Genomic DNA, 18,000 nt, shown 5'->3' with positions numbered 1-18,000 from the left:
CCTATTCATTATTTCTGTATATCAACCTAACATATTCCCTATTTTCTCTGATATTATCGGGCATACCTTTATCAAATTCCAACACGGATTTCGGAATAGCGAAAACATACGCCAAATCATCTTCTTTTAACTGGTAGACTTCTGCATATTTAAATATATTTCGACTTTCCCAATCATAAATGGCATACACTCTTTCTATGGTCTTTTTAAAAGGAGCTTTTTTACACACGGCGTACCTTCTTAGGTCAAACCACCGATGTCCTTCCAGGCATAACTCTTTTCTCCTTTCTACACGTACTTGATCTATTACCTCATTGGCATCGTATTCTACATCTGTGTAATTTTCAATACGTTTATGCCTCAATTGATTCAACCAATCAGATGCCCCTTCAGCATCCCCCTGCATGGCACAAGCTTCTGCTACATTCAAATATCCTTCTGCCGTACGTAACGTAAAGATGTCCGAAACATAAGAACGATGTTTTCCCATCTCGTATTTACGATTTAAGCCCAAACTATCACTTTGTGTTGATCGAACAAAATAAATTCCCTTCCGGTAATCATTTTCATCATATAGTTTATACAAATCATTGGATATACAAAAATCTCCCCCAACTCCCGTAAAATCACACTGCAAATTTAAAGGACCTTGTGAGAACAAGAGTTCCGGACTACTCTCGGATATTGCATATCCTTTCTCATTGTCAACGATACTACTATAATCTAACAGAGATTTGTTTTCTGCCAACAGCTCTTTTGCTGTTATTTCTGCATTCTTCCAATCCTGCATATACAAATATACCCGGCTCAACAATAATAAAGCAGCACCCTTAGAAGCCCGGTAAAAACTTTTTGTCTGGGGACTTTTCGTGAAACAATCCACAGATTCCTTTAAATCTTTCACAATCTGCTCATAAACTTTAGCAACAGGAGTACGTTCAAACTGAGTTTCTTTATCCTTATCATGCTCCACGTAATAGGTCAACTTTAAAGGCACTCCCAAATCCGTTGCCGCATTATCCGGATCGTACGCTTTAGCATACATATTCACAAGTAATAAGTAAAACTGTGCCCGTAAAAAATAACATTCTCCTTGCACCCGAATGGCATCCATTTTATCTTGTTCCGTACTTTGACTCACGTTGCCAAGTTCGTGCAAAATAATATTCATTGAATTAATCCGTTGATATAAGGCATCCCAATTGGCATTATCTCCGGACAAATTATTTCCCGTGTAATTTCTCCCCACTTCCATTTGCCAAGTCGTGTACCCATAATAAACTTGATCCATTTCCTGCAAACCTTTGTTCGCAACATAAGCAATGACCGTATTAATGTCATCATCTAGAATATTAAGTTGCCAGCCAATTGAACCACTTCTCAAATACTGTACTTCCGAAGAAGGTACATATCCATTTCCTAGCAAAACTTCATTCAAATCCGATACCGTTTTCGGGACAACGAGATCCTGCGAATATTCGTCAAGAAAATTCCCGCAACCCGTAAACAGGATTAAAATAGCGATGTAAATAATATTTTTCATTATCATGACTATTAAAATGTAACATTAAATTGGAATGTGTAAGAAGGACGAACCGATAAGTTCGGTTTTGCAAAACCCGCTTGTGAAGGGTCCTGTCCTTTCAATTCTTTAGCAGATATCGTGAATAAATTCAACGCATTTAAGCTAAGCGATATGTTAGAAAAAGGTGTTTTCTTTAACAACTCGGAAGAGAGATTATAACGTATGGTCATAGATGAACATTTCAAGTAATTACCGCTAACGACACGAATATCAGAGTTATCATACATATTCCAAACATTGGATGCAAAATTTTGTATATGTGTTGCTGTTGTCGGTCCTGCTGAAAAATGAGCATAATATGTCATGTATTCAGGATCTGCCGGACTCATGATAACCGGAATATTCGTATGTGCTTCATCACCGGGAGCCATCCAACGATTCATGAATTCTTTTCTCACGTTCATCTCCGAACTAACACCCGAAACCACTGGAGAATACAACGGGAATAATCTTACTTTTGAACCGATGCTATAAGATAAATTCATCGACAGAGAAAAATTTTTGTACGTGAAATTATTCGAGAAATTACCACTAAAAATCGGATCACGTTGTCCACTCTTTTCCATGGTCATCAACACCGTTTCTTCTAACGTTTTATATTCTAGTAAATGTTTCCGGTCATTATAATCATCAAACATCGGAGTTCCATTCGAAGGATTCAATCCCCAAAATTTGTACGAATAAAAACTACCAATTGCTGCCCCGTCAACCAACGCAGTACCATTCAAATAATCATTTAACGTATAACTTTCAACCGATGCTGTCTGAACTTTATTAAAGTTTCCTGAATAATACGTGGAGAATTTCCATTGGAAATCTTTTGTTTTAACAGGCGTGGCAGACAGAGAAATAGAGTAGCCGCTATTCTTCAAATCCCCACCATTCATAACGTAAGCATGATTGGCCACTCCGTTTACCGAAGAAACTCTCACATCAGTAAAACAATCCGTGGTTTTCTTGGAATAAACAGAAAACTCCACGTTCAAACGTGAATTAAAAAATCCAATCTCAAGACCTCCGTCTAATTGTTGCGTCTCTTCCCAGCGTAAATTAGGATTCGGGTAACGAGCTATCGTAGACACGTTCTCATTGTAAATAGGTTCCAATGTACCTTGTTTAATAATCAAATTCGGACTTTGGTCTTCCAACATATTTCCTTGTATACCGAATGATCCTCTCAATCGCAATTCACTAATAAACTTAACGTTTTTTAATATATTTTCCTGCAAATTCCAGTTACCAGAAACAGACCATACCGGTAAAAAACGTTCATTACTGCGGCTACCAAACTTATTGGAAGCATCAAAACGTCCATTCACATTCAACGTGAAATGATTTTGATAACTATAACTCAGTACAAAATACCCGGATATCTGGTGAGAAATACCATGCGCTATACTACGGTGATTCTGGTTCAACCAATCCTTGTACCACGGATAATCATCCAAATTTTGTAATTCATCAATAAACTGCAGTCCCCGGTCCTTCACGAATCCTCGGTTTTCATCACTGATCTGTCTGGTTGTATTTCCATTTAACTCGAATCCACCCATCAGCATCATCATATGTTGTTGATTTTCTCCAAATAATTTACGATAATCAACCTGAGTACGGAAAGTATACCCTTCTGTAATAGAATTTACTGTTTTTAGAATCCCCCCGTAAGGCAAATAACAATATCCGGATGAACCTGTCAACGGAAGAGACTCATACTCGGCATTTTTCCAACGAGCTACATAATGCGTTTTTTCACCCCACCATTGTTCCTGTAAAGTACTACTCCTGTTATAATTTCCAGATACAGAGATATCCAGTCCAGTGATCGGGGTTAATTTGATATCAAGCATTGCTCCAATCGTGTTTCCGTCATACTCGTTAGAACTATTTTCTATTTCATTTAAAATATTATACCTAAACTTATTGCTATACCTGTTCGTTCCACCGTAAGCCGACTTGTTATAATAATAAAGTGTTCCATCAGGATTAAAACAAGGTAAAGCCCGGGTCGTGTTATAAGCATAATCCATTGCATCAATCTCATCCATCAAGTGATTTTTCTTTTGCACGTTCCCGTTCATGGAAAAATTAGCCTTAATTTTCTTCGAGAAAGTCATATCCAAATTCAAACGTGTCGTGTAACGCTCGGTATAAGTTGTTTTAGAAACTCCATTTTCCTTGTTATACCCGATTGATACATAATAGCGGATATCATCATTACCACCCGATACACCAAATGTGTGATCATGAGAATAAGTATCACGTGTTAAAATATCAAACCAATCCGTGTTCACGGTTTCATACCATTTCACGTTTTCCACAAATTCATCATACGTGGATAAACCTTTATAATAACTATCCAAAGCTCCTTCGTATCCGACCATAGTCATGTCTGATGGGAATTGGTAATGCAGATCACTAAGTTCCTTACCAAACTGTACCCGCTCTTGCGAGTTCATCAAGTTTATATTTCTATCCGAATAACGAGGACGACGCGTATATTTTGATGAGTGATTATAGGAGAAACGAGCCGGACCGATTGCCCCTTTTTTAGTCGTAACTACAATCACGCCATTGGCTGCTCTTGTTCCGTAAAGAGCCGTGGCCGAAGCGTCTTTCAATACATCAATACGTTCAATATCCTGTGGATTAATCCCGGCAATAGCATTACCGATAATATTAATATAATCCGGATTATTCAAATCATCATTACTCACGTTAACCGGATCGTGCATAATAAAACCGTCCAACACCCACAACGGCTCCCGGTTACCCAGCAACGTGGAAGTACCTCTTACCCGAATTCTAGGAGTCGCTCCTACTTCCCCCGAATTACTGATTAATACCAATTCAGGAATCCGTCCTTCCAAAGCTTGATCAATGCTCGTCATACCGGGAGTTAATATATCCGATGCTTTTACGGAACTTACAGCACTGGTCAAATGTCTTTTATCAATATTCTGATAACCGGTCACAACCACCTCTTCAACTTCCGTCAAGTCTTCTTCTAATTTTACGTCAATTTTCGTTTTATTCCCGACTTTCACGTACTGTGTTTTCATTCCCATAAATGAAAAAATCAATGTACATTCCCCATCTTTAGGCACCCCGATCTTGTACTCTCCATTGGTATTCGTGGCCATTCCTGTCGTGGTTCCTTTAATTAACAACGTAGCTCCCGGCAAAGGATTACCAGCTTGATCCGAAACCACTCCGGAGATGTATTTCAACTCCTGTTCTTTCTCTTGGGTCGCTTTCAATTTAAACACGATCGTGTTTCCATTAATCGCGTACGTGAGTTTCGTGTCTTTCAAACAATCCTCCATCACTTGTTGAATCGTCGCGTTCGTAAATGATACATCCCGTTGTTTGAAGGAGGTTAACTGAGGATCGCTATACACGAAATCATAGACCGAAATACGCTTGATCTCGTTAATCACATCTTTCAAAGTTGCATTCTTCAGGTTGAAGGACAACTTCATTTCCTGCGAGTAGACTCGCTGGCTAAATTGCATAGAAAAAACCAGGAAAAGGAAAAATAAAAAATACCTCTTCCTTACAAGATTACAATTTTTCTTCATAACTTTGTAAATCAAATTTATAACTATTCGTCCCCTGTTCTTAGCGGGGGATGGTTAAAGTAGCGTTCCCGCGCTACTTTTTATTTTACAACAACGACGTTATCTCTTATATCAAATTTCACACACCCCGTGTCTTCAAGTAATTGAAGGACCTCCGCAAAAGCATCATGTTTCTTTATATTCAGAGAGAATGGTATTAACCGGGCATCTTCCCGGGCATAACGTACATCAAAATCATACCATTTACCCAGATCCTTTAAAATATCTTCCAAAGAACAATTATCAAATATCAACCGTCCGTCTTTCCAGCCTAGGAACAAATCCACGTTCACCTCCCGTACATCCATCTGTGACGTTTTCTTGTCAAAAGAGGCCTGCATATTCGGAGTCAGGATCACCCCGCACCCCTCACTTTCCACGCTCACTTTTCCCTTTTTAAGTGTTGTACGGACACATTCTTCATCCCCATAAGCCCGCACCCCGAATTCCGTTCCGAGAACCTGTATCTCCAAAGAATTTGCCTCCACGATAAAAGGTTTACACGTATCTCTTTCCACCTCAAAATACGCTTCTCCTTTCAAATAAACCCGCCTGTCTTTACCACTGAATTTGACCGGATATGTTAATTCTGATTCGGCATTCAGATAAACTGTCGTCCCGTCGGACAATACCAGCACGTACTCCCCACCCCGGGGTATTTTCATCGTGTGGAACTCCATCACCGTGTCAACACTTCCTTCCGTGTAGGTCAAAATTTCCTTGTTCGCGGAAAGTGCCACTTTCGTGGAAACCAATGATGCCAGAGAGCTTGTGTCTTTTAAATTCACGGTCGTCCCGTCCCCCATAACCAAAATTGCTTGAGGTTTTATTTTCTTTATCAGATGAGCCTTAGCCATCAAGGAATCACCAGGTAACTCAACATCCCCGTCTCCCAACATCCAGATCCCACCGATCAACACAACTGCAATCAATATTGCAGCGTACTGAAACATCCGTCTCATACTCAAGCGCCGACGTCCAATCGTTTTCCCATAGATCAGTTTCCATTCTGATTCCATCTCCTTACCCGTCATCTCGCAAGCCTTTAAACTTTCCTCGAAATGAACACGGGAAGTCATTCTTTGAAAAAGAGCCTCGTTCTCGGGGAAACTTTCCCGCCATTCAAGCAACTCCTTTTTCCCGGTATCATCCAACGTTCCTTGCACGTGGCGGACAATTAACTGTACGATATATTCTCTTGTTTTCAATGTCATTTTTGTGCTTTTAATACCAAAACGGGAACCACCCCCTTTGGTGTAATAAGAAAATGCCACTTTTTTCAAAAAAAATTCACACAATATATTAATCTTCTATTAATCAATACATTCTCTCACATCTGTTTGTTATACTATCGTTAAACACGTGTTTCATAGAAACGGAGACTTTACAAAGGCATATCGACGGGATGAAGGGACAGATATAAAAGAATATATGCCGCAAGGACGAACAAAAACATGAGGTTGGTCGACTTATACCCGGACTTCGTCTATTATTTCATCCCCATTCCCAAACATCTTCTATTTTTATCCCGTGAATAAAAAATCAATACAATATGAAATCTATTCTATGCTATCTATTCTTTTTTATCCCGCTCGCCTATCAGCAAACACATGCTCAGGTCTACTTTAAAACGGAGTACATCAGTTCTACCTCATACAAAGATGAAGAGAATAAACTTTCGGGAGCCAAAGGAGATTTAAAAGTAATACAAGGTGGATTCCGGGTTCCGCTTTCAGTTAAAATGAACGAGAATAACCGCCCCACGGCTTGGGCAATCGGATGTAGCGCATCGCATGCAAGCATGAGTAACAAGAAACTTCCCGTAACCCTATGTCCCTCGGATATGTTAAACCTTCAAATCGGGTTAACACACACGAGACCGCTAAATGCTAAATGGTCCATGCTGGCAACCGTTGGGGCCGGCCTTTACATGGATAGCGATAATCTATCCAAGGCAAGATGGGATAATATACTGGGACAAGGTGCCATCGTGTTTATCCGCCATTTACGCCCGAACCTAGACCTTGGTGTGGGAGCCGCCCTGAATAACACGTTTGGTTATCCTATGCTCTTCCCCGCATTTTATTTCAACTGGCGATTAGAAGGACGTTACGAAGTAAATGTTGCCTTAATTGATGCCGTGCGGGTTTCCGTGGGCATGAAATTTAACAACCACCTGAAATTAAGTCTTGTTGCCGAAATGGACGGGATGATGGCTCTTTCCGAGAGAAACGGGAAAAAGATGTATTTCACCCAGCAATACGTGGTTGTCGGGTTACGTCCGGAATTCACACTCGGCAAATCGTTATCCATCCCGCTCACCTTGGGCATTACTCCGGCTCGGAGTGCTTTTTACTCGAAAAGAAGTTTAAAGGAATACTTCTCCGATGACGACGAGAGCGATCCGCATTTCAGATTGGGATTCTATTGCTCTCTCGGTATAGCATGGAAATTCTAAAAAGAAATCATTAAATTTATCCCCAGTTTTACACGCAAATGTCCAATTCAATCACATATAAAAACGGAAACCAGTATTGGGAAAATTTCCTAATGCACCCAAAATTTCGGATTTTCAGGCACTTGTTGATTCTACTGTTGCTTGGAATTATCGTCATGAGGGGACTCTTCGAAAACTCCGAGTTTTCCCCGGGATGGAATGCCATCACGTTGATTAACATCACCCTCATATTCCTGTTCTGGGGGATAATATGCTTGAACACGTATATATTAATACCTCGTCTTCTTTTTAAAGGCAAGTATTGGACATACGCTATTTGCCTGCTTTCGTGTACCCTATTTCTCCTATTCATGATGTTTCTGGTTATTTTCATCTCGAAATTTTATTTCCCGGTATTTCACGAGGCGATTAAACCGAATTGTAATCTTTTTCTGTTCTTTTTCATTAACTTCCTAGGCATCTTTTTTTATATCTCGGCATTTTCCATGACCATATTCCTGCAACGCTGGATCATGCACAGCCGACAATTGCAGGAATTGGAAAAAAGCAAGGTACAGAATGAACTCGACCGTCTGAAAGATCAGGTTCAACCGGACTTCCTGTCACGTATGTTAAACACGGCCAACGTGCTGACCAAAAAGGATGCGGGCAAAGCTTTTTCTCTCTTACTCCGTTTAAGTCGCCTGCTGCGCTATCAACTCTATGATAGTATGCGGGAAAAGGTGCTGTTAAGTGCGGATATTTCGTTTATTCGGGATTACATGAACTTAGAGAAAATACTCAACGATCGTTTTGACTTCAGTATCACGATGGATAAGGACATTGATCATGTTCTGGTTCCTCCCTTGCTTTTTATTCCTGTTGTTGAACATGCCCTCGGGTATATCCGATCCCATGACACGGGTAAATTCCCCGATATATACATCCTGTTCAAAATGAAGAACAACAACCTGTACTTCGCCTGTATCTATCCTCCCGGCCTTTCGAAAGAGCCAGCCAACGGGTTGTATAACCTGCATCGAAGACTCCAGTTATTGTACGGGGAGAGCTTTCTACTTGAAACAAAACAAGGAGACAAAAATAACATTACCAGTTTACAAATATGTTTATAAAGAACCACCTGAACCCGCACTTTCAGTTGAATCCAAATTTCAACCAGATCAGAAATATCACGACCTTTCTGATCATCGCATTCTTTGCTTTCCAGAACGTGTACGGTTACTTCACCGGGATAGGCTGGTTCTATGCTTATCTCATCAGCTTGTCCATGTTCATGCTACCGACCTATATCAACCAGTTTATCTTGATTCCCCGCCTACTCGTGAAGAATAAATTGTCGTTTTATATTGCAGCCTTGTTTCTCATCATTATTACAGGATTATTGATTTATGCCCCTATTGTTCAGTATCTTTATCAAAAATATGGCGTGATCACGGAGATTTTCGTGAACGAGAACGCCTACTCTTTACCCAATGTTCTTTACGCGATCGTGATCATCGGGATGATCACCATGGGAACCACCAGTATCGAACTGTTCCGGCGCTGGATGATCTATGACCGGCAAATCACGGAACTGGAAAAAACTACGATGCAGTCGGAATTGCAGCAATTAAAGAACCAGATCAATCCCCATTTCCTGTTCAATATGCTCAACAATGCCAATATTCTCGTGAAGGAAGACCCGGACGAGGCTTCCCGTCTCCTGACCAAGCTCGACGATATGCTGCGCTACCAATTGAACGACAGCGCCCGGCAAGAGGTTTTCTTGAGTGCGGACATTCACTTCCTGACGGGATTTCTCGAACTGGAAAAGATGCGCCGGGATCATTTCGAGTACTTGATCTCAAAGGAAGGTGATGTGAATAACGTGAAGATTCCCCCGCTACTCTTTATCCCCTTTGTTGAAAATGCTATAAAACATAACCCCGATAGCGAGAATTTATCGTACATTTACCTTTATTTTCGAGTGGAACATGACGAACTGACTTTCACCTGCGAAAACTCCAAACCTCTCGTTCCGGTAAAGAAAGAAACCGGAGGGTTAGGATTGTCAAACGTGCAACGACGTTTGGAGTTATTGTACGGGAAGGATTACTCGCTCCGGATAGAAGAAACAGAAACGCAATATAAAGTTCATTTACAATTGAAATTATGAAATGTATTATTGTCGACGACGAGCCGATCGCACGGAAGGGTATCCGGTCTCTTATAGCCCGGGTGCCGGAACTGGAACTGATGGAGATGTTCAATAATGCCTCCTCCGCGGCCACTTACCTAACCTCTCACCCGGTAGACCTCGTCTTTCTCGACGTACAGATGCCCGGTATCACGGGAATCGAGTTCGCCTGGAATATTTCTAAAGATACATTGATCATCTTTACAACAGCGTACACGGAATACGCATTAGATAGTTACGAGGTGGATGCCGTAGATTATCTGGTAAAACCCATTGAATTCGAACGTTTCCAGAAAGCGGTCAACAAAGCAATGAACTATCACACTTTACTCGTCACGGGAGAAAAAGAAAACATCGAGGAAGTGGAGAATGATTACCTGTTTGTGAAATCCGAACGCCGTTATTTCAAGGTAAATTTCGAGGATATTCTTTTTATCGAGGGACTGAAAGATTACGTGATTCTCCAGTTGAAAGATCAACGGATCATTACCAAAATGACTCTCAAGGCCATACACGAACAACTTCCTGCCAGTCTGTTTTTCCGCATTAACAAATCCTATATCATCAACACCCGACACATCACCTCCTTCGACAACAACGACGTCACCATCCGCTCACACGAAATCGCCATTGGCAATAGTTACCGAGACGACTTTTTCGAGAAATTCGTGACGAAAAGAGGTGGGTTCAAAAAAGGTGTTCTTTAAAAAATAGCATTGAAGATAAAAGATAAATTCTTATCTTTGTAAGAACGAAGTAATTCATTACCCATGAAACGAGCTGACGTAGTAGAACAAATTAGAAAGATAATACATGAAATTGCCCCAACAGCTAAAGCTATCCTGTTTGGTTCTGAGGCTCGTGGAGAAGCTCGTTCTGATAGTGACATTGACTTGTTGATTTTAGTCGACGGAGAAAAAATGTCTCTAGAACAGGAAGAATCTATTACTCTACCTCTTTATGAACTGGAATTAAAGACAGGTGTCACGATCAGCCCTATCATAATGTTAAAAAAGCTTTGGGAAAATCGTCCATTTAAAACACCATTTTATATCAACATTGTAAATGAAGGGATCGTGTTATGAAAGAAAAAATGGACGAAAATAGCAAGAATGCATTGATTGCATACAGAATACAACGAGCTTATGAAACATTGAAAGAGGCAGAGGTTATGAAACGTGAAAATTTCTATAATGCAGCCATCAATCGTTTGTATTACGCATGTTATTATGCAACCGTGGCTCTCCTATTAAAGTATGATATTCAAACACAAACTCACAATGGGGTTAAAACGATGCTCGGATTACATTTTGTCGCAACTGGCAAATTACCATTAAAAATTGGTAAAACATTCAGTACTTTATTTGAAAAAAGGCATAGTGGGGACTATGATGATTTTGCTTATTGCGATGAAGATTTAGTAAATGAATTATTTCCGCAAGCTAAAATTTTCATCGATGCTATTACTAATTTGATAAAAACAGAATAGAATCTAAATTCATTTCAAAGTATCTTACGAAAAAGAGCGTCCAACTCTAAACCTGTCGAACGCTCTCTTTATTTTAAATTCCACCACTATTCCCACTCAATCGTGGCTGGTGGCTTTGAGCTGATGTCATAAACAACGCGGTTAATCCCCCGGACATTATTGATAATCCTGTTAGACACTTTTGCCAAAAATTCGTATGGTAGGTGACACCAATCGGCTGTCATCCCATCCGTTGATTCCACGGCACGCAAGGCTACCACACTTTCGTAAGTACGCTCGTCTCCCATCACCCCGACACTCTTGATCGGGAGTAAGATGGTTCCGGCTTGCCATACTTTATCGTACAGACCTTCTTCTTGAAGCATGGAAATATAAATATAGTCGGCCTCCTGCAATAATCTCACTTTTTCTTTCGTGATCTCCCCTAAGATACGAATAGCTAAACCCGGTCCGGGGAAAGGATGACGCTTCAAAAATTTATCTGCCAATCCAAGACTCTTACCTACCCGGCGAACTTCATCCTTGAATAACAGACGTAAAGGCTCTACGACCTTTAGTTTCATATAATCGGGTAAACCGCCCACGTTATGATGTGACTTGATGGTCTGTGACGGTCCGTTTACCGATGATGATTCAATCACATCCGGGTAAATCGTACCTTGCCCCAACCATTTTGCATCTTTTACTTTATGCGACTCTTCGTCGAACACGTCCACGAATGTTGCTCCGATAATCTTACGTTTCTTCTCGGGATCTTCGATACCTGCCAAACGGGAAAGGAAAAGATCTCCCGCATCCACGCCGATCACGTTCAAGCCGAGTTCCTTGTAATTTTCAAGCACATCAGAGAACTCGTTTTTCCGCAACAAACCATTGTCCACGAAAATACAAGTCAAATTCTTACCGATAGCCCGGTGTAATAACATGGCAGCAACCGTGGAGTCTACTCCCCCCGATAAACCAAGAATCACACGGTCTTCGCCGATCTTTTCCTTCAATTCGGCAACCGTAGTCTCGATAAAAGAATCCGGTGTCCAGTCTTGTTTACAACCACAGATGTCCACCACGAAATTCTTCAATAAAGCGGTTCCTTCCGTGCTGTGGTACACCTCCGGGTGGAATTGAATACCGAAAGTTTCTTCTCCCTCGATGCGGTAAGCGGCATTCTCCACGTCAGACGTGCTGGCAACCACCGTGTAATGCGAGGGTAGCACCTCTATCGTATCACCGTGAGACATCCACACCTGTGAATGTTGGCTGATATTTTTGAACAACGGGCAGGAATTATCAACAAATGATAAATTCGCCCGACCGTACTCTCTCTTGTTCGAGGCTTTAACTTCACCCCCGAAATAATGGGCCAGATACTGAGCCCCGTAACATACTCCCAGCAACGGTAATTTTCCTTTTATAGAAGACAAATCCGGTTGCGGGGCCTTCTCGTCACGCACGGAAAAAGGACTTCCCGAAAGGATCACGCCTTTCACGGACGCATCAAGTGCAGGGTAGTGATTGAAAGGGTAAATCTCGCAATAGACATTCAGTTCCCGCACGCGTCTCGCTATCAACTGCGTGTACTGTGAACCGAAATCCAGTATTAGAATTTTCTCTTGCATGTGAATCGCTTATTTATTTTCGGACAAAGATACGTTTTTTTCGCCGGAACTTTAAAAAAGTCCTGACGAAAAAGTTACAGGTTACAAGTTAACAGGTTACAGGCTATTGATATACTTATAACCTCCTGATATGCAGTGCTAAAAAATAACGTCATTTCGTAACCTAAAATCCCTATAAACCGTAATTCACTTACACTTTACAATTTTAACCTGTAACTTGCAATCTGTTAACTTGTAACTTTTTCTTCTTATGCACAACACGAGAGATAGTTTTGGCTCTAAATTCGGGGCAATAGCTGCCCTAGCTGGTTCCGCCGTCGGCTTGGGAAATATCTGGAAATTTCCCTATGAGGCAGGGAATAATGGTGGGGGAGCTTTTCTTCTGGTATACATATTTTTCACGGTAGCCATAGGATTACCGGTAATGCTTTCGGAATTTGCTCTAGGACGCTATTCCGGAAGAAACGCTTTCGGAACCTTCGACCGATTGGAGCCCAAAACAGCCTGGCGTTATTTCGGGGTACTGGTTCTTCTTGCTGCCACGATGATTCTCTCCTTTTACGGGACGGTTGCCGGCTGGACGTTGGAATATGTCTTTAAATCTTTCACCTTCTCTTTTCATGCCGACACCGATGTTAACTTGAATACCATATTTTCGGACTTTATCACGAATCCTTATAAACCCGTATTCTGGCAAATCGTGTTCATGGCTCTCACCGGGTTTATCGTGCTGGCAGGAGTAAAAAAAGGTATCGAACGATACACCAAACTCATGATGCCCCTCCTTTTCGTGCTTATCGTGATACTCGGAATCCGGGCATGCACGCTGGAGGGGGCCATGGAAGGGATAAAATTTCTTTTCTTACCCAAGTTCTCGGAACTTACTTCGCAGGGAGTACTTTCTGCTCTGGGACAGGCCTTTTTCTCCTTATCAATCGGCATGGGTGTCCTCTTGACTTATGCCTCTTACATCAAAAAAGATGAAAACCTGACTTCTATATCCTTGCAAGTGATTTGCGCGGACACGTTGATCGCCGTGTTGGCAGGAATTGCCATATTTCCCGCTGTGTTCGCTTTCAACATTGCACCGGATTCCGGGCCGGGCCTTGTGTTCCTCACGTTGCCACAAGTGTTCCAAAGCATGGCTTTCGGGCAACTATGGGCGATTCTTTTCTTTCTCCTGCTAACCATGGCCGCTCTCACGTCCTCTATTTCCCTTCTGGAAGTAATCGTTGCCTTTTTCGTGGAAGAAAAGCATATCAGCCGTCGCAAAGCGACCGTCATATCCACGGTAATCGTCACAATCTTCGGAATTTTATGCACCCTTTCTTTTGGGCCGTTAAAAGAAGTCCATATCGGCAACTTGTCGATCTTCGGGATATTTGATTACGTCAGTTCCAACATACTGCTACCCGTGGGTGGAATCTTGATTTCCATTTACGTGGGATGGAGATTCGATCGCCGTTTACTAGAAGCGGAATTAACCAATAATGGAGAATTGAAACTATGGTTACTGAAACCGTTGATATTCGTCCTGAAATATGTAGCACCCCTGTTTATCCTCGTGATTCTGTTACACTCGCTGGGACTATTCTGATTATTCTCTCAACAATGTAGTTTCCTAAAATTGGTTTACTAAGTTTACAGTAAACTTTTCCAGGACAATACAAGGACAATACACTATGGGTTCGCTATCTCAAGTACATATCAACAACATATCATAAACACATCATCAACAATAGTCAGTGTCGATGATGTATTCATGATATGTTTAGATTATATTTTAAAGGTAAAGCAAGGATAGTCTAATTATCAGGCAGGGGTTAGTATAGTAAAATAAATTAGTGAAGTTCACCGCTTTTTTCCAATAATTCCCGTGTAGCTCGTTCCGGATCGTCGGCAGAGACAATCGCCGAGATTACCGCCACACTATCCGCCCCGGCCTGAAATATCGACGCCACGTTATCGGGATGGATTCCCCCGATGGCAACTAACGGATGGCGGGAAACAGATCTAATCCAGCGTAAGCCATCTAATCCCCATTCCACGATAGTATTTGTTTTCGTCGTGGTTGAAAACACGGGACTTGCTGCCACGTAATCCAAATCATAGTCATTGGCTTCCAACACTTGTTCCGGTGATTCCACGGATAAGCCGATAATTTTCCCCTCCGGTAGTAACCGCTTAACCATCTCGTAGGGCATATCGCTTTGTCCCACGTGTACCCCATCAGCATCAGCTGCCAACGCAACATCCACCCGGTCATTAATAATCAGAGGGACCCCGTAAGGAGTCAACACTTCTTTCAACCGAATTGCCCGTTCAATAAATTCTCGGGTTGACGACTCTTTTTCCCGTAACTGTACCATGCTCACCCCACCTTTTACGGCAGCCTCAACCGTACGGTACAAGTCCTTCCCTAATAACAACCCTTCATCCGTAACCAAATAAATTCGCATATCCCTCTTATTCTGAAACTCGTACAATCTGCATGAATTGTTCCTGACTCAAGTTATACATCACATCATATAGATGAAGTTGCAATGTTCCAGGGCCTTGAGACATCCCCACAGCAATCTCGCCACATACCCCCATGAAAGAAGTAGCACTAACGGCTGCCATAAACGGATTCTTTACAACCGCAGCAAACGCCCCCAGAATAGCCGAGGCCGTACATCCCAACCCGGTCACTTTCTCCATCATCGGCGAACCGTTATGCAGGTATACTACCCGATCCCCTTCTACTACTAGATCCGTCTCCCCGCTAACGCAAACGATACATCCGACACGCTGGCTTAACGCTTTAGCTGCATCAAGGCTATTTAAAGAAGATTCGGAACTATCCACTCCCTTGGATTGTGTTGATAATCCTGCCATAGTCATGATCTCAGATGCATTGCCCCGTATAAAAGTCGGAGTTCCGGCTGCCAGTATATCCCGCAACGTTTGATTACGAAAGCTCGTGGCCCCGGCTCCCACGGGATCAAGTACCACGGGATGCCCCACTTCGTTTGCCCGCCGGATAGCTGCTTTCATGGATTCCACGGTAAAACGATCCAGTGTACCAATATTAATTACCGTGGCACGACATAAAGCCACCATCTCGTCAATCTCTTCCAAGGCGTGTGCCATAATCGGTGATGCACCAGCGGCAAGCAACGCATTTGCCGTGTTATTCATCACCACGGCATTCGTTATATTATGCACCAGCGGGGATTCTTCCTTCACCCGCTGGATATTTTCCCAAATTTGATCCAACATGATAATTGAAAATTGAAAGTTGAAAATTGAAAATGAAAGAATCAATTAATTTATGATTTATGAATTGCGATTTACGATTAAGAAAAGCGTTAGTTGATAGGTAAAACTCACTTAATCTTAAATCATAAATTAAGAAATTAGTGGGATCTAAAATCATTAAATCTAAAATTAATCTATTCTTCTTCCTCCAAGTAAATCGTGTATCGATCCCAGAAATTGTGATCGGTGGGTACTTCCTCGTAATAGACTCTTCCAGCAATCGGGGTGGTCTTGTTCACGCTGACTTTAGTAGTTTGGTACTGCATCTCTCCCTTAATCCGGTCGGCACCATCCTTGTAAGTGTAGACGATACTTACGCCACTAAGGAAATAGTATGAACTAACACGTTTATAGTTCGTCGTGATTGTGGCCATCACCTCGTGCCGGGGACTATCTCCAGCAAGCAGCAAATTACGTCCCAACAAATTAAACGCGGAAGAAGTTACGTGCATCACGTTCTTGATAATCGCGAAACTCTTTAATTCCACGTACAATTCCCCACTGAATTTCGTTACGTTTGCCGTACCGGAATTTGACAAGGAAGGTTTCAGACATTCATAAGTAACAATCTGCACGGAATCCCCTTCATACATGAATTTTCCTTTACTTCTCAGTTTGAAGTCTCGGAAATTTTGTAAATCCAGTATATTACGAGTATTACGAACAATATCTGCCGTAATAATATCATCGAAATAGATCAAACCGTCAACAGCAGAACCGCTTTCACCGCTCCGGCGAACCTGCGAAAAATTATAATTCAACGCTTTAAACGTTTGCTCCACGTTTGAACGCTTATACCCTTCACTATCATAAATATCCACGATCGCCTCCTTAAATTTCTTCTCCCCGTCATTTACCTCTACACCATACTCGAAATATCCCTCGTAATTATAGGGCCGTGGAATATAATTCCTCCCGATATTCTTCACCACGTTCTCCAGTAATTTCTTCAACACCAGAGACTCGGCCGTCACGTCCACCTCCCCGATCCCGTAAGTAACTGGTTTCAGAAGAATTTGCACCTCCCCTTTATCTCGTGCCTCGTACACCTTCATCTCCGCAGATGCATATCCCACTGCGGACACTCTCATCATGTAAGTTGCCAATTTTTCCGACACGATCAACTCAAACAAACCATCCATATCTGAGGCAGCTCCCGCCGCAGTTCCGATAATCCCGATATTCGCAAAAGCGATAGGTTGCCGTGTTGTCTCGTCCAGTACAACACCTTTCACCCGAATCCTCCCGTCATTTTGCGCTTGCATGACCGAGAACACTCCTAAAAACAAAATAATTAATGATAGTATTTTTTTATTCATAGCATTTCTATTATTCAAAATTAATTTTCCTCTGCAAAGTTACTACAAAAAAGTGAAATGCGGAAGAATATGGTAATGGATTTGATTTACAGGGGTTTCATTTACGCTGCCAATTATTCCGAGAGCCATTACAATCCACGCCGAAGCCAAATCAAGACGGAGCTACGTTACTTGTTCGTAACCACGCCCAATAGGTGACGAAATGGACACGAATAACGAAACAAGGCTTTAAGGATTAGTGAGTTACTGACAACTCACGCAAAAAATCCGGTAACGAAAAAAGATTGCGCCGTTCTTCCGCGATTTGCGTATCAGAGGAGGGCTCTTCACCAACTAATTTTGAACAAAAAAAATTAAGGACGATGGAAAATATAAAGTCACTTGACCCACTATTATAAAAATCACCTGACCCACCTTTATAACCGAAACTGACCCACTTA

15 protein-coding genes are annotated in these 18,000 nt (G+C 41.7%); 7 read left to right on the top strand and 8 right to left on the bottom strand.

The annotated features are described in order from the left end of the window. Position 1 precedes the first annotated feature (1 nt). The 3 genes from I2I33_RS11105 to I2I33_RS11095 all read right to left on the bottom strand — a co-directional run bounded on the left by I2I33_RS11105 (position 2) and on the right by I2I33_RS11095 (position 6,416). A complete protein-coding gene (locus tag I2I33_RS11105) occupies positions 2-1,543 on the bottom strand; it encodes a RagB/SusD family nutrient uptake outer membrane protein (RefSeq protein WP_158571939.1) in 1,542 nt (513 codons plus the stop codon). An 11-nt stretch (positions 1,544-1,554) separates the two neighbouring features. Continuing rightward, positions 1,555-5,163 (bottom strand): SusC/RagA family TonB-linked outer membrane protein, encoded by a 3,609-nt coding sequence (locus tag I2I33_RS11100; RefSeq protein ID WP_087420274.1) that lies wholly within the window; start codon positions 5,161-5,163, stop codon positions 1,555-1,557. A gap of 80 nt (positions 5,164-5,243) precedes the next feature. After that, on the bottom strand, positions 5,244-6,416 hold the full coding sequence (locus I2I33_RS11095; protein ID WP_140402558.1) for a FecR family protein: 1,173 nt from the start codon (positions 6,414-6,416) through the stop codon (positions 5,244-5,246). Positions 6,417-6,754: 338 nt separating this feature from the next. On the opposite strand from I2I33_RS11095, the gene I2I33_RS11090 reads away from it, so the two are divergent. The 6 genes from I2I33_RS11090 to I2I33_RS11065 all read left to right on the top strand — a co-directional run bounded on the left by I2I33_RS11090 (position 6,755) and on the right by I2I33_RS11065 (position 11,325). Next, the gene (locus I2I33_RS11090) at positions 6,755-7,660 is read left to right on the top strand and encodes a DUF6268 family outer membrane beta-barrel protein (protein ID WP_087420276.1); all 906 of its coding nucleotides are present in this window, start codon (positions 6,755-6,757) and stop codon (positions 7,658-7,660) included. Between the two features lie 92 nt (positions 7,661-7,752). Then, positions 7,753-8,772, top strand: coding sequence for a sensor histidine kinase (locus I2I33_RS11085; RefSeq protein ID WP_195666804.1), 1,020 nt, complete (start codon positions 7,753-7,755; stop codon positions 8,770-8,772). Beyond that, complete coding sequence (locus tag I2I33_RS11080; RefSeq protein WP_087420278.1) at positions 8,763-9,815, top strand: sensor histidine kinase; 1,053 nt, start codon at positions 8,763-8,765, stop codon at positions 9,813-9,815. Before I2I33_RS11085 ends, I2I33_RS11080 begins: the two co-directional genes overlap by 10 nt. Next, entirely contained in the window at positions 9,812-10,543 is a 732-nt protein-coding gene (locus I2I33_RS11075) for a LytR/AlgR family response regulator transcription factor (RefSeq protein WP_087420279.1), read from the top strand. Before I2I33_RS11080 ends, I2I33_RS11075 begins: the two co-directional genes overlap by 4 nt. Before the next feature lie 63 nt (positions 10,544-10,606). Further along, complete coding sequence (locus tag I2I33_RS11070; protein ID WP_087420280.1) at positions 10,607-10,921, top strand: nucleotidyltransferase family protein; 315 nt, start codon at positions 10,607-10,609, stop codon at positions 10,919-10,921. Beyond that, on the top strand, positions 10,918-11,325 hold the full coding sequence (locus I2I33_RS11065; protein WP_087420281.1) for a HEPN domain-containing protein: 408 nt from the start codon (positions 10,918-10,920) through the stop codon (positions 11,323-11,325). Before I2I33_RS11070 ends, I2I33_RS11065 begins: the two co-directional genes overlap by 4 nt. Before the next feature lie 86 nt (positions 11,326-11,411). Here I2I33_RS11065 and guaA read toward each other — a convergent pair whose 3' ends face one another. After that, the gene (guaA, locus tag I2I33_RS11060) at positions 11,412-12,941 is read right to left on the bottom strand and encodes a glutamine-hydrolyzing GMP synthase (RefSeq protein ID WP_087420282.1); all 1,530 of its coding nucleotides are present in this window, start codon (positions 12,939-12,941) and stop codon (positions 11,412-11,414) included. A 250-nt stretch (positions 12,942-13,191) separates the two neighbouring features. Between guaA and I2I33_RS11055 the strand changes: the two genes are divergently transcribed. Further along, on the top strand, positions 13,192-14,538 hold the full coding sequence (locus I2I33_RS11055; RefSeq protein ID WP_087420283.1) for a sodium-dependent transporter: 1,347 nt from the start codon (positions 13,192-13,194) through the stop codon (positions 14,536-14,538). A 244-nt stretch (positions 14,539-14,782) separates the two neighbouring features. Here the strand turns inward: I2I33_RS11055 and thiE are convergent, their stop codons facing one another. The 4 genes from thiE to I2I33_RS20300 all read right to left on the bottom strand — a co-directional run. After that, positions 14,783-15,400, bottom strand: coding sequence for a thiamine phosphate synthase (gene thiE, locus I2I33_RS11050; protein WP_087420284.1), 618 nt, complete (start codon positions 15,398-15,400; stop codon positions 14,783-14,785). A 7-nt stretch (positions 15,401-15,407) separates the two neighbouring features. After that, the gene (gene thiM / locus I2I33_RS11045) at positions 15,408-16,202 is read right to left on the bottom strand and encodes a hydroxyethylthiazole kinase (RefSeq protein ID WP_087420285.1); all 795 of its coding nucleotides are present in this window, start codon (positions 16,200-16,202) and stop codon (positions 15,408-15,410) included. Between the two features lie 173 nt (positions 16,203-16,375). Further along, entirely contained in the window at positions 16,376-17,560 is a 1,185-nt protein-coding gene (locus I2I33_RS11040) for a carboxypeptidase-like regulatory domain-containing protein (RefSeq protein WP_087420286.1), read from the bottom strand. Between the two features lie 235 nt (positions 17,561-17,795). Next, the coding region (locus I2I33_RS20300) for a hypothetical protein (protein ID WP_229128278.1) at positions 17,796-18,000 on the bottom strand (205 nt) is incomplete at its 5' end.

Origin of the sequence: Butyricimonas sp. BSD2780061689_150309_C8, assembly GCF_015560935.1 — a bacterium.
In the GTDB taxonomy this organism is placed as follows: domain Bacteria; phylum Bacteroidota; class Bacteroidia; order Bacteroidales; family Marinifilaceae; genus Butyricimonas; species Butyricimonas paravirosa.
Note: the sequence above shows the minus strand (reverse complement) of the source record. Positions and strands in the feature narration are given on the sequence as shown.

Bases quoted from the DNA above. Each gene is read 5' to 3' on its own strand.
- I2I33_RS11090 (WP_087420276.1), top strand. From the start codon at position 6,755: ATGAAATCTATTCTATGCTATCTATTCTTTTTTATCCCGCTCGCCTAT.
- I2I33_RS11105 (WP_158571939.1), bottom strand. From the start codon at position 1,543: ATGAAAAATATTATTTACATCGCTATTTTAATCCTGTTTACGGGTTGC.
- I2I33_RS11095 (WP_140402558.1), bottom strand. From the start codon at position 6,416: ATGACATTGAAAACAAGAGAATATATCGTACAGTTAATTGTCCGCCAC.
- thiE (WP_087420284.1), bottom strand. From the start codon at position 15,400: ATGCGAATTTATTTGGTTACGGATGAAGGGTTGTTATTAGGGAAGGAC.
- guaA (WP_087420282.1), bottom strand. From the start codon at position 12,941: ATGCAAGAGAAAATTCTAATACTGGATTTCGGTTCACAGTACACGCAG.
- I2I33_RS11080 (WP_087420278.1), top strand. From the start codon at position 8,763: ATGTTTATAAAGAACCACCTGAACCCGCACTTTCAGTTGAATCCAAAT.
- I2I33_RS11085 (WP_195666804.1), top strand. From the start codon at position 7,753: ATGCACCCAAAATTTCGGATTTTCAGGCACTTGTTGATTCTACTGTTG.
- I2I33_RS11070 (WP_087420280.1), top strand. From the start codon at position 10,607: ATGAAACGAGCTGACGTAGTAGAACAAATTAGAAAGATAATACATGAA.
- I2I33_RS11065 (WP_087420281.1), top strand. From the start codon at position 10,918: ATGAAAGAAAAAATGGACGAAAATAGCAAGAATGCATTGATTGCATAC.
- I2I33_RS11040 (WP_087420286.1), bottom strand. From the start codon at position 17,560: ATGAATAAAAAAATACTATCATTAATTATTTTGTTTTTAGGAGTGTTC.
- I2I33_RS11100 (WP_087420274.1), bottom strand. From the start codon at position 5,163: ATGAAGAAAAATTGTAATCTTGTAAGGAAGAGGTATTTTTTATTTTTC.
- I2I33_RS11075 (WP_087420279.1), top strand. From the start codon at position 9,812: ATGAAATGTATTATTGTCGACGACGAGCCGATCGCACGGAAGGGTATC.
- thiM (WP_087420285.1), bottom strand. From the start codon at position 16,202: ATGTTGGATCAAATTTGGGAAAATATCCAGCGGGTGAAGGAAGAATCC.
- I2I33_RS11055 (WP_087420283.1), top strand. From the start codon at position 13,192: ATGCACAACACGAGAGATAGTTTTGGCTCTAAATTCGGGGCAATAGCT.